Source organism: Pseudomonas sp. EMN2, from assembly GCF_009650555.1.
Lineage (GTDB): Bacteria > Pseudomonadota > Gammaproteobacteria > Pseudomonadales > Pseudomonadaceae > Aquipseudomonas > Aquipseudomonas sichuanensis.
The window spans coordinates 1-23,861 of the sequence record NZ_VZZR01000024.1 but is presented as its reverse complement, the minus strand read 5'-3'; the positions used below and the strand labels follow the sequence as shown (position 1 = coordinate 23,861).

General features: G+C 64.4%; 20 protein-coding genes. 12 read left to right on the top strand and 8 right to left on the bottom strand.

Annotated features, from left to right (window positions below; translation table 11 throughout):
- Window positions 1-180: 180 nt before the first annotated feature.
- On the bottom strand, window positions 181-2,364 hold the full coding sequence (locus F6X61_RS08450) for a hypothetical protein (protein WP_153786222.1): 2,184 nt from the start codon (window positions 2,362-2,364) through the stop codon (window positions 181-183).
- Between the two features lie 202 nt (window positions 2,365-2,566).
- On the opposite strand from F6X61_RS08450, the gene F6X61_RS08445 reads away from it, so the two are divergent.
- Entirely contained in the window at window positions 2,567-3,454 is an 888-nt protein-coding gene (locus F6X61_RS08445) for an NAD(P)-dependent oxidoreductase (protein WP_153786221.1), read from the top strand.
- On the opposite strand, the gene F6X61_RS08440 is transcribed toward F6X61_RS08445, so the two are convergent.
- Window positions 3,354-5,618, bottom strand: coding sequence for a bifunctional diguanylate cyclase/phosphodiesterase (locus F6X61_RS08440; protein WP_153786220.1), 2,265 nt, complete (start codon window positions 5,616-5,618; stop codon window positions 3,354-3,356). The two genes, F6X61_RS08445 and F6X61_RS08440, sit on opposite strands and share 101 nt — an antisense overlap.
- 238 nt (window positions 5,619-5,856) lie before the next feature.
- On the bottom strand, window positions 5,857-8,703 hold the full coding sequence (rapA, locus tag F6X61_RS08435) for an RNA polymerase-associated protein RapA (RefSeq protein ID WP_153786219.1): 2,847 nt from the start codon (window positions 8,701-8,703) through the stop codon (window positions 5,857-5,859).
- A gap of 127 nt (window positions 8,704-8,830) precedes the next feature.
- On the opposite strand from rapA, the gene F6X61_RS08430 reads away from it, so the two are divergent.
- The 7 genes from F6X61_RS08430 to F6X61_RS08410 all read left to right on the top strand — a co-directional run bounded on the left by F6X61_RS08430 (window position 8,831) and on the right by F6X61_RS08410 (window position 13,707).
- Window positions 8,831-9,526 (top strand): M949_RS01915 family surface polysaccharide biosynthesis protein, encoded by a 696-nt coding sequence (locus tag F6X61_RS08430; protein WP_153786218.1) that lies wholly within the window; start codon window positions 8,831-8,833, stop codon window positions 9,524-9,526.
- Window positions 9,527-9,625: 99 nt separating this feature from the next.
- Entirely contained in the window at window positions 9,626-9,949 is a 324-nt protein-coding gene (locus F6X61_RS08425) for an aspartate-semialdehyde dehydrogenase (RefSeq protein WP_153786217.1), read from the top strand.
- A gap of 88 nt (window positions 9,950-10,037) precedes the next feature.
- Window positions 10,038-10,199: a hypothetical protein gene (locus tag F6X61_RS26955; RefSeq protein WP_167409876.1), complete on the top strand. Its 162-nt coding sequence runs from the start codon at window positions 10,038-10,040 to the stop codon at window positions 10,197-10,199.
- Between the two features lie 135 nt (window positions 10,200-10,334).
- Window positions 10,335-10,451 carry a cytochrome c oxidase subunit CcoM gene (gene ccoM, locus F6X61_RS27400; protein WP_011532604.1) on the top strand — a complete coding sequence of 39 codons (117 nt, stop codon included), beginning with the start codon at window positions 10,335-10,337 and terminating at the stop codon, window positions 10,449-10,451.
- 193 nt (window positions 10,452-10,644) lie between these two features.
- Entirely contained in the window at window positions 10,645-12,633 is a 1,989-nt protein-coding gene (locus F6X61_RS08420; protein WP_153786216.1) for an FUSC family protein, read from the top strand.
- Entirely contained in the window at window positions 12,620-12,826 is a 207-nt protein-coding gene (locus F6X61_RS08415; RefSeq protein WP_110996401.1) for a DUF1656 domain-containing protein, read from the top strand. The genes F6X61_RS08420 and F6X61_RS08415 overlap by 14 nt, the downstream gene beginning before the upstream one ends.
- Before the next feature lie 11 nt (window positions 12,827-12,837).
- Window positions 12,838-13,707: an HlyD family secretion protein gene (locus F6X61_RS08410; protein ID WP_153786215.1), complete on the top strand. Its 870-nt coding sequence runs from the start codon at window positions 12,838-12,840 to the stop codon at window positions 13,705-13,707.
- Between the two features lie 104 nt (window positions 13,708-13,811).
- Here F6X61_RS08410 and F6X61_RS08405 read toward each other — a convergent pair whose 3' ends face one another.
- Window positions 13,812-14,540 (bottom strand): SDR family oxidoreductase, encoded by a 729-nt coding sequence (locus tag F6X61_RS08405; protein WP_125857681.1) that lies wholly within the window; start codon window positions 14,538-14,540, stop codon window positions 13,812-13,814.
- A 101-nt stretch (window positions 14,541-14,641) separates the two neighbouring features.
- Here F6X61_RS08405 and F6X61_RS08400 point away from each other — a divergent pair, with 101 nt between their 5' ends.
- Complete coding sequence (locus F6X61_RS08400) at window positions 14,642-15,421, top strand: LysR family transcriptional regulator (protein ID WP_153786214.1); 780 nt, start codon at window positions 14,642-14,644, stop codon at window positions 15,419-15,421.
- 175 nt (window positions 15,422-15,596) lie between these two features.
- Here the strand turns inward: F6X61_RS08400 and F6X61_RS08395 are convergent, their stop codons facing one another.
- On the bottom strand, window positions 15,597-16,355 hold the full coding sequence (locus F6X61_RS08395; RefSeq protein WP_153786213.1) for an SDR family NAD(P)-dependent oxidoreductase: 759 nt from the start codon (window positions 16,353-16,355) through the stop codon (window positions 15,597-15,599).
- A gap of 115 nt (window positions 16,356-16,470) precedes the next feature.
- Between F6X61_RS08395 and F6X61_RS08390 the strand changes: the two genes are divergently transcribed.
- A complete protein-coding gene (locus F6X61_RS08390) occupies window positions 16,471-17,382 on the top strand; it encodes a LysR family transcriptional regulator (RefSeq protein WP_153786212.1) in 912 nt (303 codons plus the stop codon).
- Window positions 17,383-17,486: 104 nt separating this feature from the next.
- Window positions 17,487-17,807, top strand: a complete 321-nt coding sequence (locus F6X61_RS08385; protein ID WP_153786211.1) for a DUF2025 family protein — start codon at window positions 17,487-17,489, stop codon at window positions 17,805-17,807.
- Between the two features lie 7 nt (window positions 17,808-17,814).
- Here F6X61_RS08385 and F6X61_RS08380 read toward each other — a convergent pair whose 3' ends face one another.
- Together F6X61_RS08380 and F6X61_RS08375 are read right to left on the bottom strand one after the other, a co-directional pair.
- A complete protein-coding gene (locus F6X61_RS08380) occupies window positions 17,815-20,397 on the bottom strand; it encodes an EAL domain-containing protein (protein WP_153786210.1) in 2,583 nt (860 codons plus the stop codon).
- 52 nt (window positions 20,398-20,449) lie between these two features.
- Window positions 20,450-21,526, bottom strand: coding sequence for a diguanylate cyclase (locus F6X61_RS08375; RefSeq protein WP_153786209.1), 1,077 nt, complete (start codon window positions 21,524-21,526; stop codon window positions 20,450-20,452).
- Window positions 21,527-21,652: 126 nt separating this feature from the next.
- Here F6X61_RS08375 and F6X61_RS08370 point away from each other — a divergent pair, with 126 nt between their 5' ends.
- Window positions 21,653-22,747, top strand: coding sequence for an MBL fold metallo-hydrolase (locus tag F6X61_RS08370; RefSeq protein WP_153786208.1), 1,095 nt, complete (start codon window positions 21,653-21,655; stop codon window positions 22,745-22,747).
- Here the strand turns inward: F6X61_RS08370 and F6X61_RS08365 are convergent, their stop codons facing one another.
- Window positions 22,748-23,629 (bottom strand): formate/nitrite transporter family protein, encoded by an 882-nt coding sequence (locus F6X61_RS08365; RefSeq protein WP_153786207.1) that lies wholly within the window; start codon window positions 23,627-23,629, stop codon window positions 22,748-22,750.
- Window positions 23,630-23,861 lie beyond the last annotated feature (232 nt).

Below are 23,861 nucleotides of genomic sequence, written 5' to 3'. Positions count from 1 at the left end.
TCGCGATGGTGCGCGTTGACGCTCACGTAAGGTGGAAGTAAGTAACAGTGGCGGGATGATTCGGCGGGGCGGTAACAGTTTACGGCATGCGTAATACACCGCCGAGTTGATCGCGGGGCAAGCCCGCTCCCACGAGGATCGTGCAGTCCTCGTGGGAGCGGGCTTGCCCCGCGATGGTTTTCAGTAGTCCACGCGCCCGGTATGGGTGTTCAACGAAATCACTCGGGTCTTGCCGATGCGGTGACGGTAGATCTCGCGCAGGTACTTCACCGCCTTCTTCACGCATTCGCGCGACAGGCGGATGTCGTTGATCGAGACGAAGCGGCTCTTGTCGTTGATCAGCTCGCGGTACTTCTTCTCGTACATCGGCTTGATCGCGTACCAGTTGGTGTCGAGGATCTTCGCCGGGTTCTCGAATTCGTTGAGCAGGTCGTCGATGCGGTCCTCGTCGAAGTGCTCGCTGGTGATGAACTCGAGGATGGCGTTGTCCATGGTGTCGTCGAAACGGTACGGATTGCGCGCGAAGCACCGTTTGATGAACGCCACGATCAGGGTCAGGAAATCGTCCGACAGGCACGGGCTCTTGGCGATCAAGGTGGTCAGTGACAGGTTGGCCGAAGCACCGATCACCAGCGCGTAGCGCTTGAGCGTGGTGTTGGGGAACAGGCTGTTGAGGTGGGTCTTGAGCCGGTTCAGGTCCATGTACGACAGCTTGTAGTCCTTGGGCAGCGAGACGATCGACACCACCGACGAGCAGTTCTTGAAGAAGTGCAGGTCGTGCAGCGCCGCGGCGTCATAGCCCGAGGCCTGGTATTGCTCCAGCGCCGCGCGGTAGCGGCTCGACTCGATCGGCAGCAGGCTGATGCCTTCGATGGCCTGGGTCTGCTTGTTGAAGTGAGGCAGGTCGATGGAGCGGAAGAACAGGTCATCAATATCCAGGCGCGGCTGCTCGCGCTCGAACACCTTGAACTTTTCCGACCCGGGCGCGGGGATTTCCGGCACCACCGATTCTGCGTAGGCGATGGCCACGGGGCCGGCCAGGCTCATGAACAGGTCGTTGGCATCCAGGCGGATGGTTTCGCCGATGTCGATGCCGGCGCGGCGGAAGTAGTTCTGGTCGTAGTCGGTGGTCACCGCCTGCGCCGTGAGGATGTTGAAGATCTGCTGGGAGATGTACTGGTTGGCGTGCTTCTCCATGGCGTTGACGTCGATGTTCTGGATCGTGCCGTCATCGCTTTCTTCGGCGTAGCGCATGATGTCGTTGGAGATCAGCATCATCGCGTTCCACGGGCGGATGCGGCCCATGACGCTGGCTTCGCTGCTGTCTTCGTTATCGAAGTTGTACGAGAAGTCCCATTCTTCCGAGAGGTATTTGCACAGCAGCCGGCCGGCGTTGATGTGCAGGGCCTCGGACATTTCGCTGCGGTGGTCGGAGGCGTTGGGCAGCACGCAGATGCCACTGGTGAAGATCGGCTCGAAGACGAACGAATGCCCGCTCTTGCCGTCGTTCTCTTCGGCCGGCTTGGTGTCGAAGGTCTTGTTCATGTAGGAGTACTGCTGGGCCAGGCCGAACTCCGAGGCCATGCCCGAGCCGGTACCGCCGCCGGCGCTGAAGATGTAGAAATACAGGCGCGACTGGTTGGCCTTGATGCCACAGGAGTCGATCAGGTACGAGTGGATCAGCTTCCAGTCGGCGCTGGAGAAGCGCTGGGTGTCCTTGTTGAGGATGATCTTGGCCAGGTACTGGCCGAGGATCGGTGCGTTACCGGCGCCACCGGCATGCACCTCGGACAGGTCCATGATCTTCATCTTGCTGTAGTCGCGCAGGAAACCGCCGCGCTCGCCCTTGCGCGAGAAGCGGATGCGCCCGGCGATGTCCTTGTCCAGGTCGCCCAGCATCACCAGCGGCTCGACCAGAAATACCGGCTTCACGCCCTTGTTCTGTACCAGGCGCAGGTTCTGGCGAATCCAGCGCGCGGGGCTGTAGCCGCCTTCGCCCTTGAGCCGATCCTCGTTGTTGAATTCATTGAGGAAGAAGGTGCGGGCGTTGTACACCAGCTCCGCCACGTCCAGCGCAATGTTCGAGCCGCAACGGCCCAGGCCGATCAGGCACACCGACGGGAACTGCTGCTCCAGGCGCAGTTGGTCTTCGTCTTCCACGTGCAGGTTGCGCGGGAACACCAGGTCGCGCAGGCCGTCGAGGTTGTCGAGGATGCGCTGGATATCCTGTTCGGTGAAATAAAGGTACTGCTGCGCCGGCGTGCTGCGCGCCGCCGGCAGATCTCGAGCACCGCTTGCGGTCAGCGAAGCGGGAAGGAGCGTCGACTCGGAAACCGCATTGGCAGAAGTGTTCGTAGAGGTCATAGTGCGCCATTTGCCTAGGGGTGTGGGCTTCCCGGTGAAGCATGTCATAACGCTATCACGGAGAAATATCGCGACTTTATCAGTGCGTCTTTTTCTTGTGCGATAGGGGATTTCCCTAGCCCCTACATGGTTTTTTGCGAATCGCACCTGCACTGCATCGTCCGTTCGTCACGCTTCTTTAATCTTCTGTCTGGAGTTGCTCATGAGTAGTGCGTTGCCTTCGCTGGGTTTTGCCGGGATCGGCCTGATGGGCCTGCCGATGTGTCGTCGCCTGTTGGCGGCCGGTTATCCGTTGACGGTGTGGAACCGCAGCCCGGACAAATGCGCCGAACTGGTGGCCGCGGGGGCCCGCCTGGCCGCCAGCCCTGCCGAGCTGTGCAACAACACCGACGTGGTGCTGCTGTGCCTGGCCGACACTGCGGTGGTGCGCGAGGTGGTGTTCGGCGAGCAGGGCGTCGCCAAGGGCGGGCGCAGCGGTCAGTTGCTGGTGGACTTCTCCAGCCTTGAACCCACCGCCACGCGGGAGATGGCCGCGGAACTGGCGGCCCTGTGCGGCATGGCCTGGCTGGATGCACCGGTGTCCGGCGGCACGCCTGGCGCCGAGGCCGGCACCCTGGCGATCATGGTCGGTGGCGAGGTGGATGATCTGGAACGCGTTCGCCCGGTACTGCTGACCCTCGGTCAGCGGGTGACGCACATGGGCGCGGTGGGGGCAGGGCAGGTGACCAAGGCGTGCAACCAGATGATCGTCGCCTGCAATGCGCTGGTGATCGCCGAGGTGGTGGCGCTGGCTGAACAGTCAGGGGTGGATGCGCGGCTGATCGCCGAAGCCCTGGCCGGTGGTTTCGCCGATTCGAAACCCTTGCAGATCCTTGCACCGCAAATGGCCGAGAGTCGCTTCGAACCGATCAAGTGGCATGTGCGCACCCTGCTCAAGGACCTTGATACCGCCGTTGGGTTTTCCCGCGAGCAGGGCTCGGCGACGCCGATCAGTGGCCTCGCCGCGCAATTGATGCGCCTGCACGGTAGCCAGGGCTATCTGCAAAAAGATCCGGCGACCCTGGTAGAGCTGTATCGCAGCAAGGGGTGAGCACGCGGGCCTGGCGATCGAGCCGTTCGAGCACCGGGCGCAGTTCGGCCAGGGGCACAGGGCGGCTGAGCAGGTAGCCCTGCAGGTAGTCGCAGCCATGGGCGGCGAGGAATTCGCGCTGCTCTGGCGTCTCGACGCCCTCAGTCACCACCTCCAGGTGCAGCGTATGCGCCATCATGATGATGGCCTGGACGATTTCGCGGTCTTTCTGGTTGCCCGGTACCTCCTGAACGAACGAGCGATCGATCTTCAGCACGTCCAGCGGCAGGCGCTTGAGGTAGGCCAGCGATGAATAACCCGTGCCGAAATCGTCGATCGACAGGGCCACGCCCTGGGCGCGGATGCGTTTGAGCAGGTTGACGGTGTGCTGGATGTCGCCCATCAGGGCATTTTCGGTGACCTCCAGCTCCAGTTGGCGGGCGGCCAGGCCAGCCTGGAACAACGCCACTTCGACTTCGGTGGCGAGCTCTTCGCGGCCTAGGGTGAGTGCCGAGCAGTTCACCGTTACCTTGAGTTCGTCATGGCCCTGGCGCCCGAGCAGGGCCAGGTCGGCGCAGGCCCGGCGCAGCACCCACAGGTCCAGTTCGGCGATCAGCCCATTGGCCTCGGCAATACCGATGAAACGGTCGGGGCTGAGCAGGCCATGTTGCGGGTGTTGCCAGCGCACCAGGGCTTCAAGCTTGGCCACCCGGCCGCTGCGCAGGTCGAAGATCGGCTGGTAGTGCACGCACAACCCGCGTTCTTCGAACAATGCCACGCGCAGTTCTTCTTCCAGTTGCAGCTCCAGGGTGGCGCGGGTTTTCAGACCATTGTTGAAGAAGTTCAGGCTGTTGCGCCCGCAGCCTTTGGACTGGTAAAGCGCAAGGTCGGCGTTTTTCAGCAGTTCTTCGGTGCTCTGGCCATCGTCGGGGAAAATGCTGATGCCGATACTGGTGGTCATGACCATGCGCCGGCCCGCCAGGTCGATCGGCTCCTTCATGCGCAACATGATGCGCTGCGCCAGGTGACGGGCCTCGTCGCGGTTCTTGAGTGCGGTGACGATGCAGAATTCGTCGCCGCCGAAGCGCGCCACCAGGTCGTGGCCACGGGTCGCGGCCTTGATATGGCCGGCGATCACCTTGAGCAGTTCGTCGCCGGCGGCATGGCCGAGGCTGTCGTTGATGCGCTTGAAGTGGTCGATGTCGAGGAACATCACCGCGAGCATGCTTTCACTGGCGGCATGCTCGGCCAGGCGTTCGGCGAACACCTGGTTGAAACCACGGCGGTTGACCAGGTTGGTCAACGCGTCATAGTGCGCGGCCTGCTGCAGTGACGCGCGGGCCTGGTCGAGCTGGCTGAGCAGCAGGTTCACCCGGCGCAGGTCGTGCTCCTTGCTTTGCAGCTTCTTGTCGGACAGCGCTGCACTGATGCTGCTGCCGCTGATCAGCAGGGTGATGAAGGCGATGGTCAGCGCCAGTTGCAGGCTGTTGTCACCGGTGCTCAGGCGCAGGGCGGTTTCGCTGGGGATCACCAGGGTCATGGCGGCCATGCCGGTGAAGTGGGTCACGACAATGCCGCCGGCCATCAGCAGGCTGGCGCCGTATTTCATCAGTAGATGCAAGGTGCCACTGCCCTGGCGGAAGTGCCGGGCCATCAGCAGGGCGACCAGGCTGGTGGCCACAGCGATGGCGATCGAGGCCAGCAACAGGGCCGTCTGGTAGTGCTGCTGGGCGCTGGTCTGCAGGGCGGCCATGCCGACGTAGTGCATGGTGCTGATGCCGATACCGATGAACAGCGCGGTCTGCAGGTAGTGGTACGGGCGCATTTGCGCGCGGTCGAGGCCGTTCATCGCCAGCCAGGCGGCGAGCAGTGCGATCAGCAGGGACAGGCCGGTCAGGGCCGCGTCGTAGTGGATGTCCAGCGGTGCCTGGAAGGCCAGCATGCTGATGAAGTGCATCGCCCAGATGCCACCGGCCAGGCAGCAGGCGCCCAGTATTCGCCATTGCCTGCGGGCCAGGCGGTCCTCGCAATGGCTTTGTCGCTCGGCCATGTCCAGGGTGGCGAAACAGGCGGCACTGGCCACGGCAAAGGCCAGCAACACCAGGTAGGGGTTGTGTCGGCAGTCGAGGATGATCTGCCCGGTCGTCGGTAATCCCGAGAACAATTGCAGTCCCAGCCACTCCATTGCAGGCCTCTTTGTCGAGTGCTCTCTGGTCCCCACGACGCGCGGCTGGAGACTGTTCCTGCTGCAGTATAGGAAGCGGTGTTTAAGCCTTCCTGATTAATGGCACTTTGATCTCTACCATTTGGATATGAAGGTGATAGCTGGAGGATCTAAACAGATAACGACAGGCTGAAACGATCGCGGGGCAAGCCCGCTCCCACGTGGGAGCGGGCTTGCCCCGCGATGACCTCTACAGAGTTTAACCGGCGACCAGTACCCGGATGGCCTCCAGACGCAAGGCGGCCTTGTTCAGCGCGGCCATGCCGTCGTCGCGCTGCTGGCGCAGGGCGTCGATTTCGCTGTCGCGCACGCTCGGGTTGACGGCCTTCAGCGCTGTCAGGCGCGCCAGCTCTTCGTCAGCCTCGGCGGCCAGGCGTTGCTGTGCCTGGGCAACCCGCTCCTCGTGGACCGGAATGACCTTGGCTTCACCGGCGCTGATGCGCTTGGCCAGGACATCGCGCTGGGCCTGGACGAACTTGTTGGCGCTGGCCTTGGGCACGCTTTCAAGCTGGTCGTTGAGGGTTTCGAAGGCCACGCGCGGGGCCAGGTCGTTGCCATTGGCGTCGAGCAGGCAGCGCAGCGCCGCCGGTGGCAGGTAGCGGCCCATCTGCAGATTGCGCGGGGCAACCACTTCACTGACGTAGAGCAGCTCGAGCAGCACGGTGCCGGGCTTGAGCGCCTTGTTCTTGATCAGCGCCACGGCGGTGTTGCCCATCGAGCCGGACAGCACCAGGTCCATGCCGCCCTGCACCATCGGATGCTCCCAGGTGAGGAACTGCATGTCCTCGCGCGACAGCGCCTGGGCGCGATCGTAGGTGATGGTCACGCCTTCGTCGTCGCCCAGGGGGAAGCTGGCGTCGAGCATTTTCTCGCTCGGCTTGAGCACCAGGGCGTTCTCGGAATGGTCTTCGCTGTCGATGCCGAAGGCGTCGAACAGGGTTTCCATATAGATCGGCAGGGCGAACTGGTCGTCCTGCTCGAGGATCGCCTCGACCAGCGCCTGGCCTTCGCCGGCGCCGCCGGAGTTGAGTTCCAGCAGGCGGTCGCGGCCGGTGTGCAGCTCGGCTTCCAGGCGCTCGCGCTCGGCGCGGGCTTCGCCGACCAGCTTGGTCCAGCCCTTGTCGTCGCCACCGGCCAGTTGCGCCAGCAGGCGCGGGCCGAACTGGTGCTGCAGGGCGTTGCCGGTCGGGCAGGTATTGAGGAAGGCGTTGAGGCCTTCGTGGTACCACTGGAACAGGCGCTCTTGCGGGCTGTCTTGCAAATACGGGATGTGCAACTGGATGGTGTGCTTCTGGCCGATCCGATCGAGGCGGCCGATGCGCTGTTCGAGCAGGTCCGGGTGCGCCGGCAGGTCGAACATCACCAGGTGGTGGGCGAACTGGAAGTTGCGGCCTTCACTGCCGATCTCGGAGCAGATCAGCACCTGGGCGCCGAACTCTTCGTCGGCGAAGTAGGCGGCGGCGCGGTCGCGCTCGAGGATGCTCATGCCTTCGTGGAACACCGTGGCCGGGATGCCGGAGCGCACGCGCAGGGCGTCTTCCAGGTCCATGGCGGTTTCGGCGTGGGCGCAGATCACCAGGACCTTGGTGCGCTTGAGCATTTTCAGGGTGTCGATCAGCCAGTCGACGCGCGGGTCGAAGCGCCACCAGCGTTCGTCGTCGCCGGGCTCGCCCTGGGCCTGGAAGGCCACTTCCGGGTACAGCTCGGCACGCTCGCCGGATGGCAGCGCGGCATACGGCTCGGGGTTGGCCAGCGGGTAGGGGTGCAGCTGGCGCTCGGGGAAGCCCTGGATCGCCGCGCGGGTGTTGCGGAACAGGACGCGGCCGGTGCCGTGACGGTCGAGCAGTTCGCGGATCAGGCGTGCGCTGGCCTGGCTGTCGCCATCGGTGACGGCGGCCAGCAGGGCTTCACCCTCGGCGCCCAGGAAGCCCTGGATGGTGGCGTGGGCTTTCGGCGACAGGCGGCCTTCGTCGAGCAGCTCCTGCACCGCCTCGGCCACCGGGCGATAGTTCTCGCTCTCGGCGCGGAACGCGGCCAGGTCGTGGAAACGGTTGGGGTCGAGCAGGCGCAGGCGGGCGAAGTGGCTGTCCTGGCCGAGTTGTTCAGGGGTGGCGGTGAGCAGCAGCACGGCCGGGACCACTTCGGCCAGTTGCTCGACCAGGGCGTATTCGGCGCTGGCCTGTTCTTCGTGCCAGACCAGGTGGTGAGCCTCGTCGACCACCATCAGGTCCCAACCGGCGGCGAACAGCGCGTCCTGGGCCTTTTCATCGTCGACCAGCCATTCCAGGGCGACCAGCGCCAGCTGGGCGTCTTCGAACGGGTTGGTGGCATCGCTTTCGATGAAGCGCTCGGCGTCGAACAGGGCGACCTGCAGGTTGAAACGGCGGCGCATTTCCACCAGCCACTGGTGCTGGAGGTTCTCCGGTACCAGGATCAGCACGCGGTTGGCGCGGCCGGACAACAGCTGGCGGTGGATCACCAGGCCTGCTTCGATGGTCTTGCCCAGGCCTACTTCGTCGGCCAGCAGAACGCGCGGGGCGATACGGTCGGCCACTTCGCGGGCGATGTGCAGCTGGTGGGCGATGGGTTGGGCGCGCACGCCGCCCAGGCCCCACAGCGACGACAGCATCTGTTTGCTGGTGTGCTGCAGGGTGTTGTAGCGCAGGGAGAACCACGACAGCGGGTCGATCTGGCCGGCGAACAGGCGGTCACTGGCCAGGCGGAACTGGATGAAGTTCGACAGCTGTGTCTCGGGCAGCACATGGGCCTGGTTCTGGGCGTCGATGCCGTGATAGATCAGCAGGCCGTCGATGACCTCGACTTCGCGCACGGTCAGCTTCCAGCCCTCGAAGTGGATGATCTGGTCGCCTGGCGAGAAGCGCACGCGGGTCAGCGGCGCATTGCGTAGCGAGTATTGGCGGGTTTCCCCCGTCGCCGGGTAGAGCACGGTCAACAAGCGACCATCCTCGGCCAGGATGGTCCCAAGTCCGAGCTCTGCTTCGCTGTCGCTGATCCAGCGTTGCCCCGGTTGATACTGCTGCGCCATACTGCCTGAACTCCCGCGATGAAAAAGCCGAGTATGTTAACGGATCGGCTGCGCCAGACCAATGAATGTGAAGAGTCTAGCGCTTTCATCGACGAACACCGTCCCGTCACGAGGGCCAAGCGCCAACATGGCTGCCAAGCACCGCTGGTTGAACCTCTCCCTGGCCATCGGCAGTTTCACGCTGCTGGCCGCCTGTGAACAGAAAACCTTCGAAGTATTGCCGCCGATTCCGGTCGAGCAGCTGGAAGTGCTGGGCGTGCAGACCCCGATCAAGAGCGTGCATTTCCATGACCGCGAGGGCGAAGGCCTGCTGGTGCTGAGCCGGGTCGACGGCCAGGCCAGCGACCCGGATACCGAGGAAGAGGTCGACAAGGTGGTGCTCAAGGCCACGTTGTATGGCCGTGCCGCCAGCGCCGACGTGTTCAAGCCGCGCTGGCAGATCGAGCAGGAAACCACTTGCGCCGGCCTGGACCTGGATGTCGACTTCTATACCGATGTGAGTGACCTCAGCGACCTGAACAAGGACGGCGTGGCCGAAGTGACCGTGGCCAGCCACGCGTTCTGTGGCGGTGGCATCGACCCGCACGATATCGCCATCGAGATGCGCGAAGGCCAGGCGGTGTATAGCATTACCGGCCAGTCGCTGATTACCCCGGCCGGTGAAGAACCTTTCGGCGGCGAGCGCGAAGACAGTGCCTCGCTGAATAACGCCCCGCAGGTGCTGCGCGAGCATATGGACGCGGTCTGGCAGCAGGTCTACAAGCGGCCCTGGAGCGAAACCAGCGCGCCACCGGACGACGACCCTGACGGCGAAGACCAGTAACAGCCCCCGTGCGGCGTTGTGATACGCCGCTCACCTTTGCCCACAGGCGTTCAAGGCGGCGTAGCGCCGGCCGACACAGTGGCTACAGGAGAACATTCCATGCTGCCGCCCATCATTCCGCTCAGCGCCGCCCCGGTGACCTCGCAACAGGATCCGGTCAAGCCGCCGCCAGCCATCCCGCCGGTGGTGCCGACACAACCGGCCGCCGGCGAAGGGGCCATCGACCTCAAGCATCATCGTGACCCCGCGGAGCGCGCCCTGCTGCTGCGTGAAGAGCAACGGCGCCAGCAGCAGCGCAACCAGGGGGACGCCGAGCACGCTGTAGTCGTGCCCGGCGAGGAGCTCAACGCCGACAACACCGTGCCCGTGTCGCCGCTGGGCGAACGCACACGCCAGGGGCTGTTGGTGGACATCGAAGTCTGAAGTTGCACCGGGGTGTTTTGCTGCAAAGCCTAGCCAGCGCTCATGCTTGCCTTCATCATGAGTGCCTCTGCTGTCCGTCGAGCCCGCCATGAGCCAAGACAATCTGATCGACTTCGGCGCTGAACGCGCCAAACGCATCCATGACCTCAAGGACAAGCGCCTGAACGACATGCGCCAGGCCTTCGAGCAGGCCATGCCGCTGGCCTCCGGGAAAAAGAAAAAGCCCAAGGGCAAACCCAAGAAACGCTGAAACTTGATGCAGGTCAACCCTGCACCCGCCTCGCGTGCCCGGCCCCGGGCACCATTGACTCTGGTCAATTTCCCCCCGCCTGCCTTTGGTTACTGTTCATTCATCGGATGACGGCACACCAAGGGAGGGGCCGACATGTTCTTCGACAACGTGGTTATCGCCGGTGTGGTGACGGTCGGGCTGATGTTGGCCTTCTTTGCCGGTCTGGGCATTTTCATCTGGAAGGATTCGAACAAGCGCAAGCAGCGCTGATCCTTCCCGATTCACGAGCACGCAAGGCATTTAGGGCGACTTCGGTCGCCCATTTTTTTTGCCTCGGGTTTTCCCCAGCGGGAGCGGGCAGCTTATCTAGATGATTAGCTAGCTAATTAATCGTCCGCGCTTTATCCTTCCCCCAGTTGTCTATCGTTCTTCTCATACCGTCTCCTCCCGCAAGGTCCGATTCGTGCCCATCACCTTCCAGGCCCTGTTCGCACCCAGCAGCCTCGCGCTCAAGTTCGCCATCAAGACCCTGCTTGGCGGCGGCCTGGCGTTGTGGCTGGCGATGCGCTGGGGCCTGGAGCAGCCGGCCTGGGCGCTGATGACCGCGTTCATCGTCGCCCAGCCGCTGTCGGGGATGGTGATCCAGAAGGGCCTGGCACGGTTGGCCGGCACCCTGGTCGGTACCTTCATGTCGGTGGTGTTCATCGGTGCGTTCGCCCAGACGCCCTGGCTGTTCCTGCTGACGCTGGCGCTGTGGCTGGCCCTGTGTACCGCCGCTTCGACCCAGTTGCGCAGCGCCTGGGCCTATGCCTTCGTGTTGGCCGGCTACACCGTGGCGATCATTGCGCTGCCGGCGATCGACCACCCGCTGCAGGTGTTCGACCAGGCGGTGGCGCGTTGTACCGAGATCTGCCTGGGTATCTGTTGCGCCACCGCTACCAGTGCGCTGATCTGGCCCATGCGTGTTGAGCAGCAACTGGCAGGCCAGGCGCGGCAGGCCTGGCAAAACGGCCTGCAGGCGGCCAGCGCCATGCTGGGCGGTGAGGATGAGGCGCGCAAAGGGCTGCTGGAAAGCCTCGGGCGCATCGTGGCGATCGACGCCCAGCGCGAACATGCCTGGTTCGAGGGCAGCCTGGGCCGCCAGCGGGCCAAGGCGATCCAGGGGCTGAGCCAGAAGCTGATGGTGTTGCTGCGCATCTCGCGCTCGGTGCGCCGGCAGTGGCGCCAGCTCGATGAAACCGAGGCCGGGCACCTGGCGCCATGGCTGGATGAGGTGCGCACGCTGCTGGCCAGCCCCGAGCAGGCCAGCCTGCTGGTGTTGCGCCAACGGGTGTGGGATGCCGCCCAGGACTCGCGGATCAGTTCCGCCGAGCATTACTGCCTGGCGCGCCTGGCGTTGCTGTTGGACTACGCCATGGCGGCCACCCAGGCGCTCGCCGATGTGGAGCAGGGCCGGGCACCCAAAGAGCAGCTGCAAAGCCTGGCGGCGCACCGCGACCTGTCCCTGGCCCTGCTGTTCGGCTCGCGCAGTGCCCTGGCGTTCCTGGTGATGAGCAGTTTCTGGCTGGCCACCGCCTGGCCCTCGGCGCCGGGCGGCCTGGTGCTGACCTGTGTGGTCTGCAGCCTGTTCGCCAGCCGCGAGAACGGCGCGCAGATCGGCCTGAGCTTCTTGCGCGGGATCCTGCTGGCGGTACCCGTGGCGTTCCTGGTCGGGCAGATCCTGCTGCCGCAATGGAGCAGCTTCGCCATGCTCTGCCTGGGCATGGGCGTACCGCTGTTCTTCGGCGCCCTGGGCATGGCTCATCCGCGTACCGGCGCTACCGCCACCTCCTATTGCCTGCACTTCATCGTGCTGGTGGCACCGCTCAATACCATGCATTTCGATGTGGCGAGCATGCTCAACAGTGCCTTGGCCATGCTGATTGGCGTGAGCGCCGCGGTATTGGCATTTCGCCTGGTGGTGCTGCGGCATCCGGCCTGGCTGGGCCGGCGCTTGCGGGCGGCGACCCAGGGCGACCTGGTGCGCCTGACCCGGCGCGACCTGCGCGGTGCCGACAGCTGGTTCGGTGGACGCATGGCCGACCGCCTGATGCAACTGGCCCGGCATGCCAGTGAGTTGCCCCAGACCGAGCACCAGCGTTGGGACGAAGGCCTGCACAGTCTGGATATCGGTGACGAACTGGTGCACCTGCGCATGTGCCTGGCCGTGGCCCAGGCGCCTTTGGCCAACGCCGAGCGCCAATACCTGCAGGCGCTTGAGGCGGTACTGGCGAGCGGCCCGGCGCCGGGCCGTGGCGCGCGCCTGGATGCCGCCAGCGCACAGTTCATCGAAGCCCTGCATGGCCAACCGCCCAGCGATGCGCTGCGCCTGGCCGAGGGCGCGGTAGTGCAGTTGCGCAAGAGCTGGGGCAAATGGTGCCGTTGGCAGGAGGACGCCCATGGGGTTGCGTGAATGGGCGCTGGGTGGCGTGCTGCTCAGCCCGTTTCTGATTTATGTCGTGCTGGCGCTGTTGCTGACCGGGCTGCTGCGCTTTGTGGTGCAGGCCACGCCGCTGGGGCGCTGGATCTGGCACGAAGCGCTGTTCGATACGGCATTGTTCGTTTGTGTCCTGTACCTGGTGGTGCGTTCGCTAGGTCCTCTGTAAGGAGTAAGTCCATGCGTACAGCCGTACGTATCCTGGTCACCTTGTGTGTGGTGATCCTCGCTGTCTTCGCCGGCTTCAAGCTCTGGCAGTACTACATGCTCACCCCCTGGACCCGGGATGCCCGGGTGCGCGCCGATGTGGTGGTGATCGCCCCTGATGTGTCCGGTTGGGTGAGTGCGCTGAAGGTGCACGACAACCAGCAGGTCAAGGCCGGCGACCTGCTGATGACCATCGACCGCGAGCGTTTCCAGGCCGCCTTCGACCAGGCCTCTGCGGTGGTCGAGACCCGCACCCAGCAAGTACGCCTGCGTGAGCGCGAAGCGGCGCGGCGCACCGCGCTGGGGCCGGAGGCGATCAGCGCCGAGCTGCGCGAAAACGCCCAGATCAACGCGGCCGTTGCCCGGGGCGAGCTGCACGAGGCCGAGGCCCAGCTAAAGGTGGCGAAGATCAACCTGGCCCGCAGCGAAGTGCGCGCGCCGCGTAGCGGGCACATCACCAACCTGCGCCTGGCGGAGGGCAACTTCGTCACCACCGGGCAGTCGGTGATGGCGCTGGTGGACGATGCCACGTTCTATATCCAGGCGTACTTCGAAGAGACGAAGCTGCCGCGCATTCGCGTCGGTGACCCGGTCAAGGTGTGGCTGATGGGGGCGGGTGAGGCGATGAACGGGCATGTGCAAAGCATCAGCCGGGGCATCACCGACCGCAACTCGACGCCTGACGGGCAATTGCTGCCGGAGGTGGAGCCGACCTTCAACTGGGTGAGGCTGGCGCAGCGTATCCCGGTGCGGATCCAGCTGGACCAGATCCCCGAGGGGGTGAACCTGAGCGCAGGGATGACCGCGAGCGTGCAGGTGCATGAGGATCAGGTCGAGCGGTAAAAGAATCGGGAGCCATCGCGGGGCAAGTCGCATCGGCGCACCGCCGCTCCCACGCGGTATCTAGTGCGTGGGAGCGGGCTTGCCCCGCGATGGGGCCACTTGCATCAAGGCTGCTGCGCAGTCGCCGCCAGCACGATCTCGCGAATGCACACCTGCTGCGGCTGCTGGTACGCCCAGAGGATCGCGCCCGCCACATCCTCCGCTGCGAGCACCACGCCGCCCATGTCGTTGGCCTTCCATGCCTGATAATCGCGCTTGATGCCCTCATCAGTGGTATGCCCGAGCAGCTCGGTTTCCACCGCGCCCGGGGCAATGGTCACCACCCGCACGTTGTGCGGCGCCAGTTCTTCGCGCAGGTTCTCCGACAGGCCGTGCACGGCAAACTTGCTGCCGACATAGGCCACATGGTTGGGGAAGGTCTTGCGCCCGGCCACGGAGCTGACGTTGATCAAGGTGCCGTGGCGACGCTCACGCATGCCGCCGACCAGCGCGTGCACGCCGTTGAGCAGGCCTTTGACGTTGATGTCGAACATGCGCTCCCACTGCTCCGGATCCTGTTCGTGCATTTGCCCCAGCAGCATCACCCCGGCATTGTTCACCAGCGCATCGGCCGGGCCATGCAAGGCTTCGGCCTCGTGCACGGCGGCAACCAGCGCCGCGCGGTCGCGGATATCCACGGCGCGGCACAAGCAGTTGGGCAGCGCCAGCGCCTGCAGGCGCTCCAGGCGCCGGGCGATCAGCAGCAGCGGGTGGCCGGCGGCGGCGAACAGGCGGGCTGTGGCGGCGCCGATGCCGGAACTGGCGCCGGTGATGATGATGAGGGGCTTGTGCATGATGGCCTCCGAGGCATAATCGTTTTCGATGGTCGAAATTCTAGGTAGCGCTGCGAACCTTGAAAAACGGCTTTTTTCTTTGGCTGGCATCGGTTTCAACTATGGATATCCGTCATCTCAAGGCGTTCATCGCGGTGTTCGAGGAGCGCAACATCACCATAGCCGCCCAGCGCCTGTGTGTGGCCCAGCCAACGCTTTCGGTGACCATTCGCCAACTGGAGGATGACCTGGGGGCCGAGCTGTTCGTACGCCAGGCCCGTGGCGTCGAGGTCACCGAGCAGGCTCGAGCACTGTATGCCCAGGCCTGTCGCATGGTGGCCGAGGCCGAAGCCCTGCGCCTGCGTTTTCGTCAGGGGCGCGAACAGGTGCCGCTGACGCTGGGGATCGAGGCGGATATCGCGCCGGCCCAGGTCGAGGCTTGCGTGCGCCTGGCCAACCAGGCGGTGGAGCGGCTGCAACTGACCTTGCTCGAAGGGTGCGCCGGCGATGCGCGGCTGGCCGACGAGCAGCAGCGCTGCGAGGACGAGTTGTTCCTGCCGCTGTGGGAGGAGGCTTTCGTGTTGGTGTCGGCCACCGGCAGCCAACCGGATGGGCGTTGGATCAGTTGCCCACAGCACCCCTCTCACCAACGCCTGATGGCCGCTTATGGCGAAGGTGAGCAGGTGGGGCAGGCCGCTTCGCTGCAACAGGCACTGGCCATGGTGGCTGCAGGCCTGGGCACGGCGTGGCTGCCGCAGTCGTTGGCCGAGCGCCACCCTGGGGTGTACTGGCAGCCAGGCCCCGGGCTGGCGCTGCGCCGGCGGATCGGCCTGTGCCTGACCCGCGAGGCCCTGGCGCTGCCGGCATTGGCCAGTTTGCACCAGGCGCTGGGTGGTGCTTAGGTTTTGTACGAAAAGTATGGTCATCCAACGTTGTGGGAGCGGCGGTGCGCCGATGCGACTTGCCCCGTGATCTGCCGCAACGCGGCAGCTTTGACATTATTTGATATCGGGTAAAGGAGCGCTTCGCACTCCATCGCGGGGCAAGCCCGCTCCCACAAAGCTCTTCGTACAGAGCCTAGAGAAACATGCCACCGGAGACTTCCAGGCGCTGCCCGGTGATCCAGCCATTGCCGTCTTCGAGCAGCAAAGCCACGGCCGCGCCGATGTCGTCGGGCACGCCGACCCGCCCCAAGGCGGTATTGCCGGCGATGAAGTCGTTGACCTGCGGGTTGTCACGCACCACGCCGCCGCCGAAATCGGTCTCGATGGCGCCCGGGGCAAGAATGTTGACGCGAATGCCACGGGCACCCAGTTCCTTGGCCTGGTAGCGGGTCAGCACTTCCATTGCGCCTTTCATCGCCGCATAGGCGGCGTAGCCGGGGAGGGCGAAGCGGGTCAGGCCGGTGGAGATGTTGACGATGCGCCCGCCATCGGCGAGCAGCGGCAGCAAGCGCTGGGTCAGGAAGAACGGGCCCTTGAGCTGGATATTCAGCAACTGGTCGAACTGTGCTTCGCTGGTGTCGCTGAACGGGACGTTCAAGCCGATCCCGGCGTTGTTCACCAGGAAGTCCAGCTGCTGGCTGCCGAATTGCTGCTGCAGGGTGTCGCCCAGGCGCTCGACGAAGGCGGCGAAGCTCGAACTGTCACTCACATCCAGTTGCAGCATGGCGGCGCGTACTCCGGCCGCTTGCAGGGTGGCGGCCACGGCTTGGGCCTCATCTGCCTTGCTGTGGTAAGTGCCGATGATGTCGATGCCGCGGGCGGCCAGGTGTTGGGCAGTGTTGCGGCCCAGGCCGCGGCTGGCGCCAGTGATAAGGGCAATCTTGCGAGTCATGTCGGTTACCTCATGGGCGATGGCTGTTACGGACAGGTTATTGATCGGTCGATGGCTGTTAAATCCAGCGAAACCGGAAATACTGTTCGTCTTTTCAGGACAAATGAGGTGGCGGATGAACAAGCTGGAGCTCTTGCGCACATTCGTCCGGGTCAGCGAGCTGAACAGCTTCACCCTGGCCGGCGACAGCCTGGGGCTGCCGCGCTCGACTGTCTCCGAGCAGGTGCGGGCGTTGGAGCAACTGCTTGGCACGCGCTTGTTCAATCGCACCACGCGCCGGGTGCAGGCCACCCAGGATGGGGTGCTGCTGTACGAGCGCAGTAAGGACCTGCTGTCGGGGATGGACGAGATCGAGAGCCTGTTCCGCGCCGACGACGCCGAGCTTGCCGGCTGCCTGCGCATCGACTTGCCGACCATGATGGCGCGGCGGGTCATCGTGCCGGCATTGCCACAGTTCCTCGAGCGCTTTCCACGGCTTGAAGTGGAGATCAGTTGTACCGACCGCCAGGTGGACCTGCTGCGCGAGGGCTTTGATTGCGTGATGCGCATCGGTGCCCTGAGCGACCTGGACGTGGTCGCCCGGCCGGTGGGGCACTTGAGCATGCGCAACTGCGCCAGCCCCGCCTACCTCGAACGCCACGGCGTGCCGCGCAGGCTCGAAGACCTGGCGGGGCACCGGCTGGTTCACTACGTGCGCAACCTGGGGGCGCGCAGCCAGGGCTTCGAGTACCTGCACGGCGGTGAGTTGCGCTTCCAGGCCATGGCCGGGGTGGTGACGGTCAACAACGCCGAGGCCTATTCCGCCGCCTGCCTGGCGGGCCTCGGGCTGATCCAGGTACCGGCGGTGGGTGTTGCCGAGCACCTGCAGCGTGGCGAGCTGGTCGCGCTGCTCGAGCAGTGGCAGGCCCCGGCCATGCCGGTGTCGTTGTTGTATGCGCGGCAGCGCCATGTGCCGCGGCGGGTCCAGGCGTTCATGAACTGGCTGGCGGCGTTGCTGGCGTCGCAGGTCGACTCGCCGCCGGGCTGAAAAACCCTGGCAATTGCGGTAGGCTTGCATCCGCGCGTTGCCCGTCAGAGGCAGCCGCTCCCGCCCGGCGTGCGTCACTTCCGAATTTTTTGTGAGGTTACGTCATGGCCATCAGTTCCCAGGACATCTGCAACGCCGCCGACCAGCTCAAGGGCTTCGTCGGCTTCCACGGTAAGCGCGGCACCCATATCGTGCGTTTCTCTGAAGACGCCTTCGGCATGGACGTGGCCGACGACAGCATCACACCCTGCAGCGAGTTCGTCTGGCGGCCCGAAGCCGAGCAGCGCATGGCCTTGTGCCGCGAGCGCCTGGCGTTGCTGCTCGAGCAACATGTGGATGACCGGCTGAATATCTGCGAGCCGCTGCGCCTGTACCTGCGGCGCACCGACCTGCCGGAAATCGTTGCCGATCGCCGTCTGCGCTGAGCCCGCCTCAGCCGGCACCGTGGCGCTGCTCATGCCCTGCCAGCAGCGCCTCGAAGCCTTCACGGTCCACCGGGCGGCTCAGGTAGTAGCCTTGCACCTCATGGCAGTGTTCCTTGCCCAGCGCCTTGAGCTGCTGTTCGGTTTCCACGCCTTCGGCGGTGACGGTCAGGCCCATGGCCTTGCCCAGGTTGATGATCGCCTGGACCACGGCGCGGTCATTGCCGCTGTGGTTGTTCAGGCCGGCGATGAAGCGTTTGTCGATCTTGATGCTGTCGAAGGGATAGGTGCGCAGGTAGCCCAGCGATGAGTAGCCGGTGCCGAAGTCGTCCATGTTCAGGCGTACGCCCAGCTCCTTGAGGGCGAGCATGGTGCCCAGGGCGCCTTCGATGTCGTTGAGCATGACGTTCTCGGTGATCTCCAGCTCCAGGCGCTGGGCCGGGAAACCGGTTTCCAGCAGGGCTTCGCGCACATCGGCCACCACGTCACTGCGGGAGAACTGTGCCGGGGACAGGTTGACCGACACCAGCAGTTCGTCGGGCCAGTCGCGGGCGGCTCTGCAGGCTTCGCCAAGCACCCAGCGGCCAAGCGGGACGATCAGGTCGCTCTGTTCGGCCAAGGGGATGAAGGTGTCGGGGCCGAGCAGGCCTTCCTGGGGATGCTGCCAGCGCAGCAGCGCCTCGACCGAGACGATGCGCAGGTCATCCAGGCGATAGCGTGGCTGGTAGTGCAGCACGAATTCGTGCTGTTTGATGGCGCGGCGCAGGTCGTTCTCCAGCTGGCGCCGGTACTGGATCTGCTGGTTCATTTCTGGCGAGAAGTAGCGCCAGGTGTTCTTGCCGTCGGCCTTGGCCTGGTACAGGGCGATGTCGGCGCAACGGATCAGCTCGCCGGCATCGAAGCCCTGGGTGCGCGTCTGGGCGACGCCCAGGCTGGCGCCGATGTGCAAGGGCTGCTCGTCGAACAGGATCGGCTGCTGCAGGCGCTCGATCAGGCGCGCGCAGAAACGGTCGATTTCGTTGCGGTTGTCCAGGCCATGCAGCACCAGGACGAACTCGTCACCGCCCAGGCGGGCCACCAGGTCGACGTCGCGGGTGGCATCGCGCAAGCGCGCGGCGACCTCCTGCAGTACCGCATCACCGGCGGTATGACCGAGGGAGTCGTTGATCAGCTTGAAACTGTCCAGGTCGAGCAACAGCAGGGTCAGCGGCGGGCTGTCGTTGCCATGCAGCAGGGCCTGCTCCAGGTGACGCGAGAGTTTGTTGCGGTTGGCCAGGCCGGTGAGGGCGTCATGCATCGACAGGTGCTGGATGCGTGCATGGGCGGCGACTTCGTCGGTGATGTCGCTGGCGGTGCCGCGAAAACCGGCGAGGCGGCCGTCGAACAGGATCGACCGTGCCGAGATCCGGCAATAGCGGCTTTGCCCGTTGTGGTCCTGATAGACGCAACGCAGGCTGGCCATCTGCTGCGGGTCGCTGTCGGTCTGGGTGTCGAGCCAGGGCAGCAGGGGGGTGGTATCGCAGGACAGCAGTTGGTTGAGGGGCTGGCCGAGCCAGTCTTCGATGCAGTAGCCGGTGACATTGACGAAGCGTTGTGACAGATAAGTCAGGCGGTGATGTCGGTCGGTTTCCCAGATCCAGTCGGATGCCGCTTCGGCGACGGCGCGAAAGCGTTGTTCGCTGGCTTCCAGTGCCTGGTTGCTCTGTTGCAGGCGCAGCAGGCTCTGGTCGATGGCTTGGGAGCTGTGCAAGGCATGGCGGAACAGGTACAGCAGCACCAGGCCCATCACCAGCAGCACGCCCAGCAGCGGTGGCAGGACGGCCCAGAGCAACTGGCGACCGGGTTGCGGGCTGTTCCAGGCCAGGTGATAGCCTGTGTCGCCCAGGTCGATGTGCGGTTGCGGACGGGCATCTGCGACATTTTTCTCCAGGCGCATGCCGGCCAGGCCGGCGCCCTCGCCAAGCTGGGTGAGCTTGGCTTCGGTCAACTGGTCGATGAACAGCATCACCGGAGCCTGGCGGACTTCGCCTTCGAGTACGTCCTTGTCTGGGCGTACTGCGGCGGCGCTGAGCACCGCCGGCCAGCCGTTGAAACGCACGAATTGGGTGATTTGTTCGCGGGCCGGCGCTGCATTGCGCGCTTGCGCGAGGATCGGTGCGAGCGGCGCATCCAGGTAAGCAGTGGCGGGTGAGTCGGTGGGCTTGCCCTTGAACAGGGCGTAGGTGGTGCCGCCATCCTCGACCACGAACACGCCTTCGTAGCCGCTGGCGCTGTATAGCGATTCACCGACGTTCTTCTCTTCATAGGCCCATTGCCAGTCGACTTTGCCGGCCAGGTGCTCGTAGGCGGCATCCCACACCGCGTAACTGGAGAGGAACTGGCGTGAGGCCAGTAGCCGTTGCTCCAGTGCCTGGGTGGCGTGGAAGCTGCTGCGCTCCTGCTCCTGGCGGTCCAGGGTGGCGGCAATGTTGAACAGGGCGCCAAGGGCTATCAGGCAGGCGAGGCCAAACAGGGCGCAGAAACCGCCGACCAGGCGGCGAACCTGCAGATGAGAGGTGAGGCGGGTGGCAGAGCGGTCGACATTCCTGTCCATGCGGGTGCGGCTCCTTGAACTGCAGCCTTCCGCCCAAGGGCTGGAGGAAGGTTCAGTCAGGATAGGCCAGCCTGAGTGGCGTGACCTCGCCGCGGGCGAAATTGACCTGGTTGCGGCCCTGATGCTTGGCGGCGTAAAGCGCTTGGTCGGCCTCCTGCAGCCAGTGTTCGGGTGTGTGCAGGCCTGGTTGGAAGGCGGACAGGCCGATGCTCAGGCTGATGCGTAGGTCTGGAAGCTGCGGGTTGCGGTAGGCCGCGACCTGTTCGCGCAGGCGTTCCATGGCCAGGCAGGCCTGGGCCTGCTGAGCACCGGGGAGGATCACGCAGAACTCGTCGCCACCGTAGCGGCCGGCCTGGTCGTCGTCGCGCAGGTTGCGCTTGAGCGCCTGGCTGAGCTGGCGCAGCACGCAGTCGCCGACGACGTGACCGTAGGTGTCGTTGATGGCCTTGAAGTGGTCGATGTCGATCAGGGCAATCACGGCAGGCAACTGTTGCTGCTGGCAGGCCTGGAACCTGAGCAGCAGCAGGTCTTTCCATGAGCCGTGGTTGAGCAGGCCGGTAAGGCTGTCGGTGCGGCTCAGGGCGCTGAGCCGGCGCTTGTGCTCGGCCAGCTTGATCGCCAGTTGGTAGCAGACCCAGCCCAATGCCAGCGGATAGAGGGTGAGCATCGGCAGGCAGGCCAGGACCTGCAAGGGTGTGGTCTGCGTCTGCAGGCCGGTGCCGAGCAGGGCGCTGGCCAGCAGCATGCCGCCGGCCTGGGCCAGCAGGCCGCGCAGCAGCATGCGCATGCCCCCGGCGGCGACGTTGTTCATTGTCATCATCGACAGGATGGTGACGGTGGGCAGTGGGTTGAACTGCATGGTTGCGGCCCAGAAACCACCCATCATCGAGTCGAGCACAAGGTTGCGCTGTTCGGCCTGGTAGGGGGTGGCCGAGCGACGTGCCCACTGGTACGCCAAGTGCGGCCAGGCGATGCCGTTGAACAGCAGCAAAGCCCAGACCCAATGCGGTAACTGCAACGGCGCAACGGCGGCCATGACGCTGAACAGGCCGATGCCCAGAGCGATGACGCGCGGCAGGTAGATGCGCCTGACGAAAGAAAGTCCCTTACCGCTACGGTTGTCGATCATGGTTGCCGTTCTTCTGAGGTGCGCCGTTTATCGCATAAGTTGTATGAATATTGTTGAACAATCATTCATGGGCTAAGAATGGCCTTGCAAGCCAATTCACGGTTGATGCGACCCCCGTGGAGTAACATGAAGGCTTTCTTGCTGCTCGGAGTGTTCCTGCTCATGGCACCCATGGCTTCATCGGCTGGCGAGCCGGCACCGCACCGGGACGGGCGCTTTCATAACCAGGCCGAACTGCCCCAGGACGGTGTGTGGAAGAAACTGCGTATCGGGTTCAAGTACCTGTTGCTGCGCAAACCGCCCGAGACTCGCCCGGCCACTGCCCCTGGCCTGCAGCCCATGACCCGCCAGCAGGTGCTCGATGCACCGGACCACAGCCTGTGGCGGCTGGGCCACTCCACGGTGTTGCTCAAGCTGCGCGGGCGCTTCTTTATTACCGACCCGGTGTTTGCCGAGCGCGCCTCGCCGGTGCAGTGGGCCGGGCCCTTGCGTTTCCACGCGCCACCGCTGGCGCTCGATGACTTGCCGGCGCTGACGGCGGTGATCCTTTCCCACGATCATTTCGATCATCTTGATGAGGACGCGATTCGCCGCCTGGCGCCACGCACCGAGCACTTCCTCGCACCGTTGGGCGTTGGCGACCTGCTGATCGAATGGGGAGTGCCGGCGGCCAAGGTGCGGCAGCTGGACTGGTGGCAGCAGGCCGAAATCGAAGGGGTGCGTTTTATTGCTACGCCTGCGCAGCACTTTTCTGGGCGCGGCCTGTTCGACAGCAACCGTCGGTTATGGGCGTCCTGGGTGATGATCGACGAGGGGATGCGTTTGTTCTTCAGCGGCGACACTGGGTATTTCGAAGGTTTTCGTGAAATCGGTGAGCGCTTTGGGCCGTTCGATCTGACGTTGATGGAGACGGGGGCCTACAACCTGGCCTGGCCCAATGTACACATGCAGCCCGAGCAGAGTCTGCAGGCGCACCTGGATCTGCGAGGCCGCTGGTTGTTGCCGATTCACAATGGCACTTTCGACCTCTCCATCCATGCCTGGGAAGAGCCCTTCGAGCGCATTCTGGCGTTGGCCAATGCCGCGCAGGTGCAATTGAGCACCCCGCAGATGGGCGAGCGGGTCAGCCTCGACTCGCCGCACGCCGGGCAGAACTGGTGGCGACCGCAGCCGTTGCGGCGGCAGGGCAAGTCTGCCCAGCGTGCGGTAGCTGCGCGCTAGCTAGTGTTCGTTTGCCGGTGGTTTGTCTTTCTTTAATAGCTGCGAGGGCGGCTTGCCGCTGTCGCTGCGAACCTGGGCATGGCTGATCAAGGCGAAGATGAAGCTGCCGCCAATGATGTTGCCGGCCAGGGTGGGCAGGGCGAATTCAAGCCAGAAGGTGCGCCAGGTTTGTTCGCCGGCCCAGACCAGGTAGGACACCTCGACCGAGCCCACGACTATATGGGTGAAGTCACCCAGCGCCATCAGGTAGGTGATCATCAGGATGATCCAGATCTTGGCATGCTCCATGGACGGGATCATCCATACCATGGTGGCGATCATCCAGCCCGAGACGATGCCCTTGGCGAACATCTGGCTGAGGTCGTTCTGCATGACCTTGCGGCCAACGTCGAGGAAGGCGATATCGGTCTTGCTGTCGAAGATCGGCAGTTCGAGCATCACCCAGGCTACCAGCAGGGTGCCGGCCAGGTTGCCGAGCAGGACGATGGTCCACAGCCGCAACAGGCGGCCGAGGTTGGCCAGGGTGGGGGTGGTCATCACCGGTAGCACGGCAGTCAGGGTGTTCTCGGTGAACAACTGCTGGCGGGCGAGGATTACGGCCAGGAAGCCTGCGCTGTAACCCAGGCTGGCGATCACCTGGGCGCTGTCGCCCTCGGGCAGTCGGGCGTAGAACAAGCCCATCGCCATCAATGACAGGCCCATGGTCAAACCGGCTGCCAATGCTGACCACCACAGCGCGGCGAGGGTGCGCTCGAGTTCCTGGTCACCCTGCGAGCGGATGATCTCGTGCAGCACTGCCGCGCGGGGTGGCTGGTTGTGGCTTGCTTCCTGTTCTTCGTCCGCCGACAGGCCAGGGGTCTTGTCGCTTTGTGCATCGCTCATGATTGCCAGGCTCCGCAGGGTGTTTATCTACAGAGCGGAAGGGGCGGGCAATAGTTGCCAGGCGTTGTCCAAAAGTTTTTCAAGATCAAGGTGTTGACTCTGAATTCAAAGCGCGTATTATTCGCCTCCTCGCAGCGTTGAACGCAGCGGGAAAGCAGTAAGTTGTTGAAGTTGAAGGTGTTTTGAAAGAAGCAGCTTCGTAAAAATCTTCAGCAAGGCGGTTGACAGCAAG

What these genes read in the sequence shown, in the direction of transcription:
- F6X61_RS08425 (WP_153786217.1), top strand. Translation starts at nt 9,626, where the DNA reads ATGCTGCCGCCCATCATTCCGCTCAGCGCCGCCCCGGTGACCTCGCAA.
- F6X61_RS08430 (WP_153786218.1), top strand. Translation starts at nt 8,831, where the DNA reads ATGGCTGCCAAGCACCGCTGGTTGAACCTCTCCCTGGCCATCGGCAGT.
- ccoM (WP_011532604.1), top strand. Translation starts at nt 10,335, where the DNA reads ATGTTCTTCGACAACGTGGTTATCGCCGGTGTGGTGACGGTCGGGCTG.
- F6X61_RS08395 (WP_153786213.1), bottom strand. Translation starts at nt 16,355, where the DNA reads ATGACTCGCAAGATTGCCCTTATCACTGGCGCCAGCCGCGGCCTGGGC.
- F6X61_RS08400 (WP_153786214.1), top strand. Translation starts at nt 14,642, where the DNA reads ATGGATATCCGTCATCTCAAGGCGTTCATCGCGGTGTTCGAGGAGCGC.
- F6X61_RS08410 (WP_153786215.1), top strand. Translation starts at nt 12,838, where the DNA reads ATGCGTACAGCCGTACGTATCCTGGTCACCTTGTGTGTGGTGATCCTC.
- F6X61_RS08385 (WP_153786211.1), top strand. Translation starts at nt 17,487, where the DNA reads ATGGCCATCAGTTCCCAGGACATCTGCAACGCCGCCGACCAGCTCAAG.
- F6X61_RS08390 (WP_153786212.1), top strand. Translation starts at nt 16,471, where the DNA reads ATGAACAAGCTGGAGCTCTTGCGCACATTCGTCCGGGTCAGCGAGCTG.
- F6X61_RS08375 (WP_153786209.1), bottom strand. Translation starts at nt 21,526, where the DNA reads ATGATCGACAACCGTAGCGGTAAGGGACTTTCTTTCGTCAGGCGCATC.
- F6X61_RS08405 (WP_125857681.1), bottom strand. Translation starts at nt 14,540, where the DNA reads ATGCACAAGCCCCTCATCATCATCACCGGCGCCAGTTCCGGCATCGGC.
- F6X61_RS08380 (WP_153786210.1), bottom strand. Translation starts at nt 20,397, where the DNA reads ATGGACAGGAATGTCGACCGCTCTGCCACCCGCCTCACCTCTCATCTG.
- F6X61_RS08365 (WP_153786207.1), bottom strand. Translation starts at nt 23,629, where the DNA reads ATGAGCGATGCACAAAGCGACAAGACCCCTGGCCTGTCGGCGGACGAA.
- F6X61_RS26955 (WP_167409876.1), top strand. Translation starts at nt 10,038, where the DNA reads ATGAGCCAAGACAATCTGATCGACTTCGGCGCTGAACGCGCCAAACGC.
- rapA (WP_153786219.1), bottom strand. Translation starts at nt 8,703, where the DNA reads ATGGCGCAGCAGTATCAACCGGGGCAACGCTGGATCAGCGACAGCGAA.
- F6X61_RS08450 (WP_153786222.1), bottom strand. Translation starts at nt 2,364, where the DNA reads ATGACCTCTACGAACACTTCTGCCAATGCGGTTTCCGAGTCGACGCTC.
- F6X61_RS08445 (WP_153786221.1), top strand. Translation starts at nt 2,567, where the DNA reads ATGAGTAGTGCGTTGCCTTCGCTGGGTTTTGCCGGGATCGGCCTGATG.
- F6X61_RS08415 (WP_110996401.1), top strand. Translation starts at nt 12,620, where the DNA reads ATGGGGTTGCGTGAATGGGCGCTGGGTGGCGTGCTGCTCAGCCCGTTT.
- F6X61_RS08440 (WP_153786220.1), bottom strand. Translation starts at nt 5,618, where the DNA reads ATGGAGTGGCTGGGACTGCAATTGTTCTCGGGATTACCGACGACCGGG.
- F6X61_RS08370 (WP_153786208.1), top strand. Translation starts at nt 21,653, where the DNA reads ATGAAGGCTTTCTTGCTGCTCGGAGTGTTCCTGCTCATGGCACCCATG.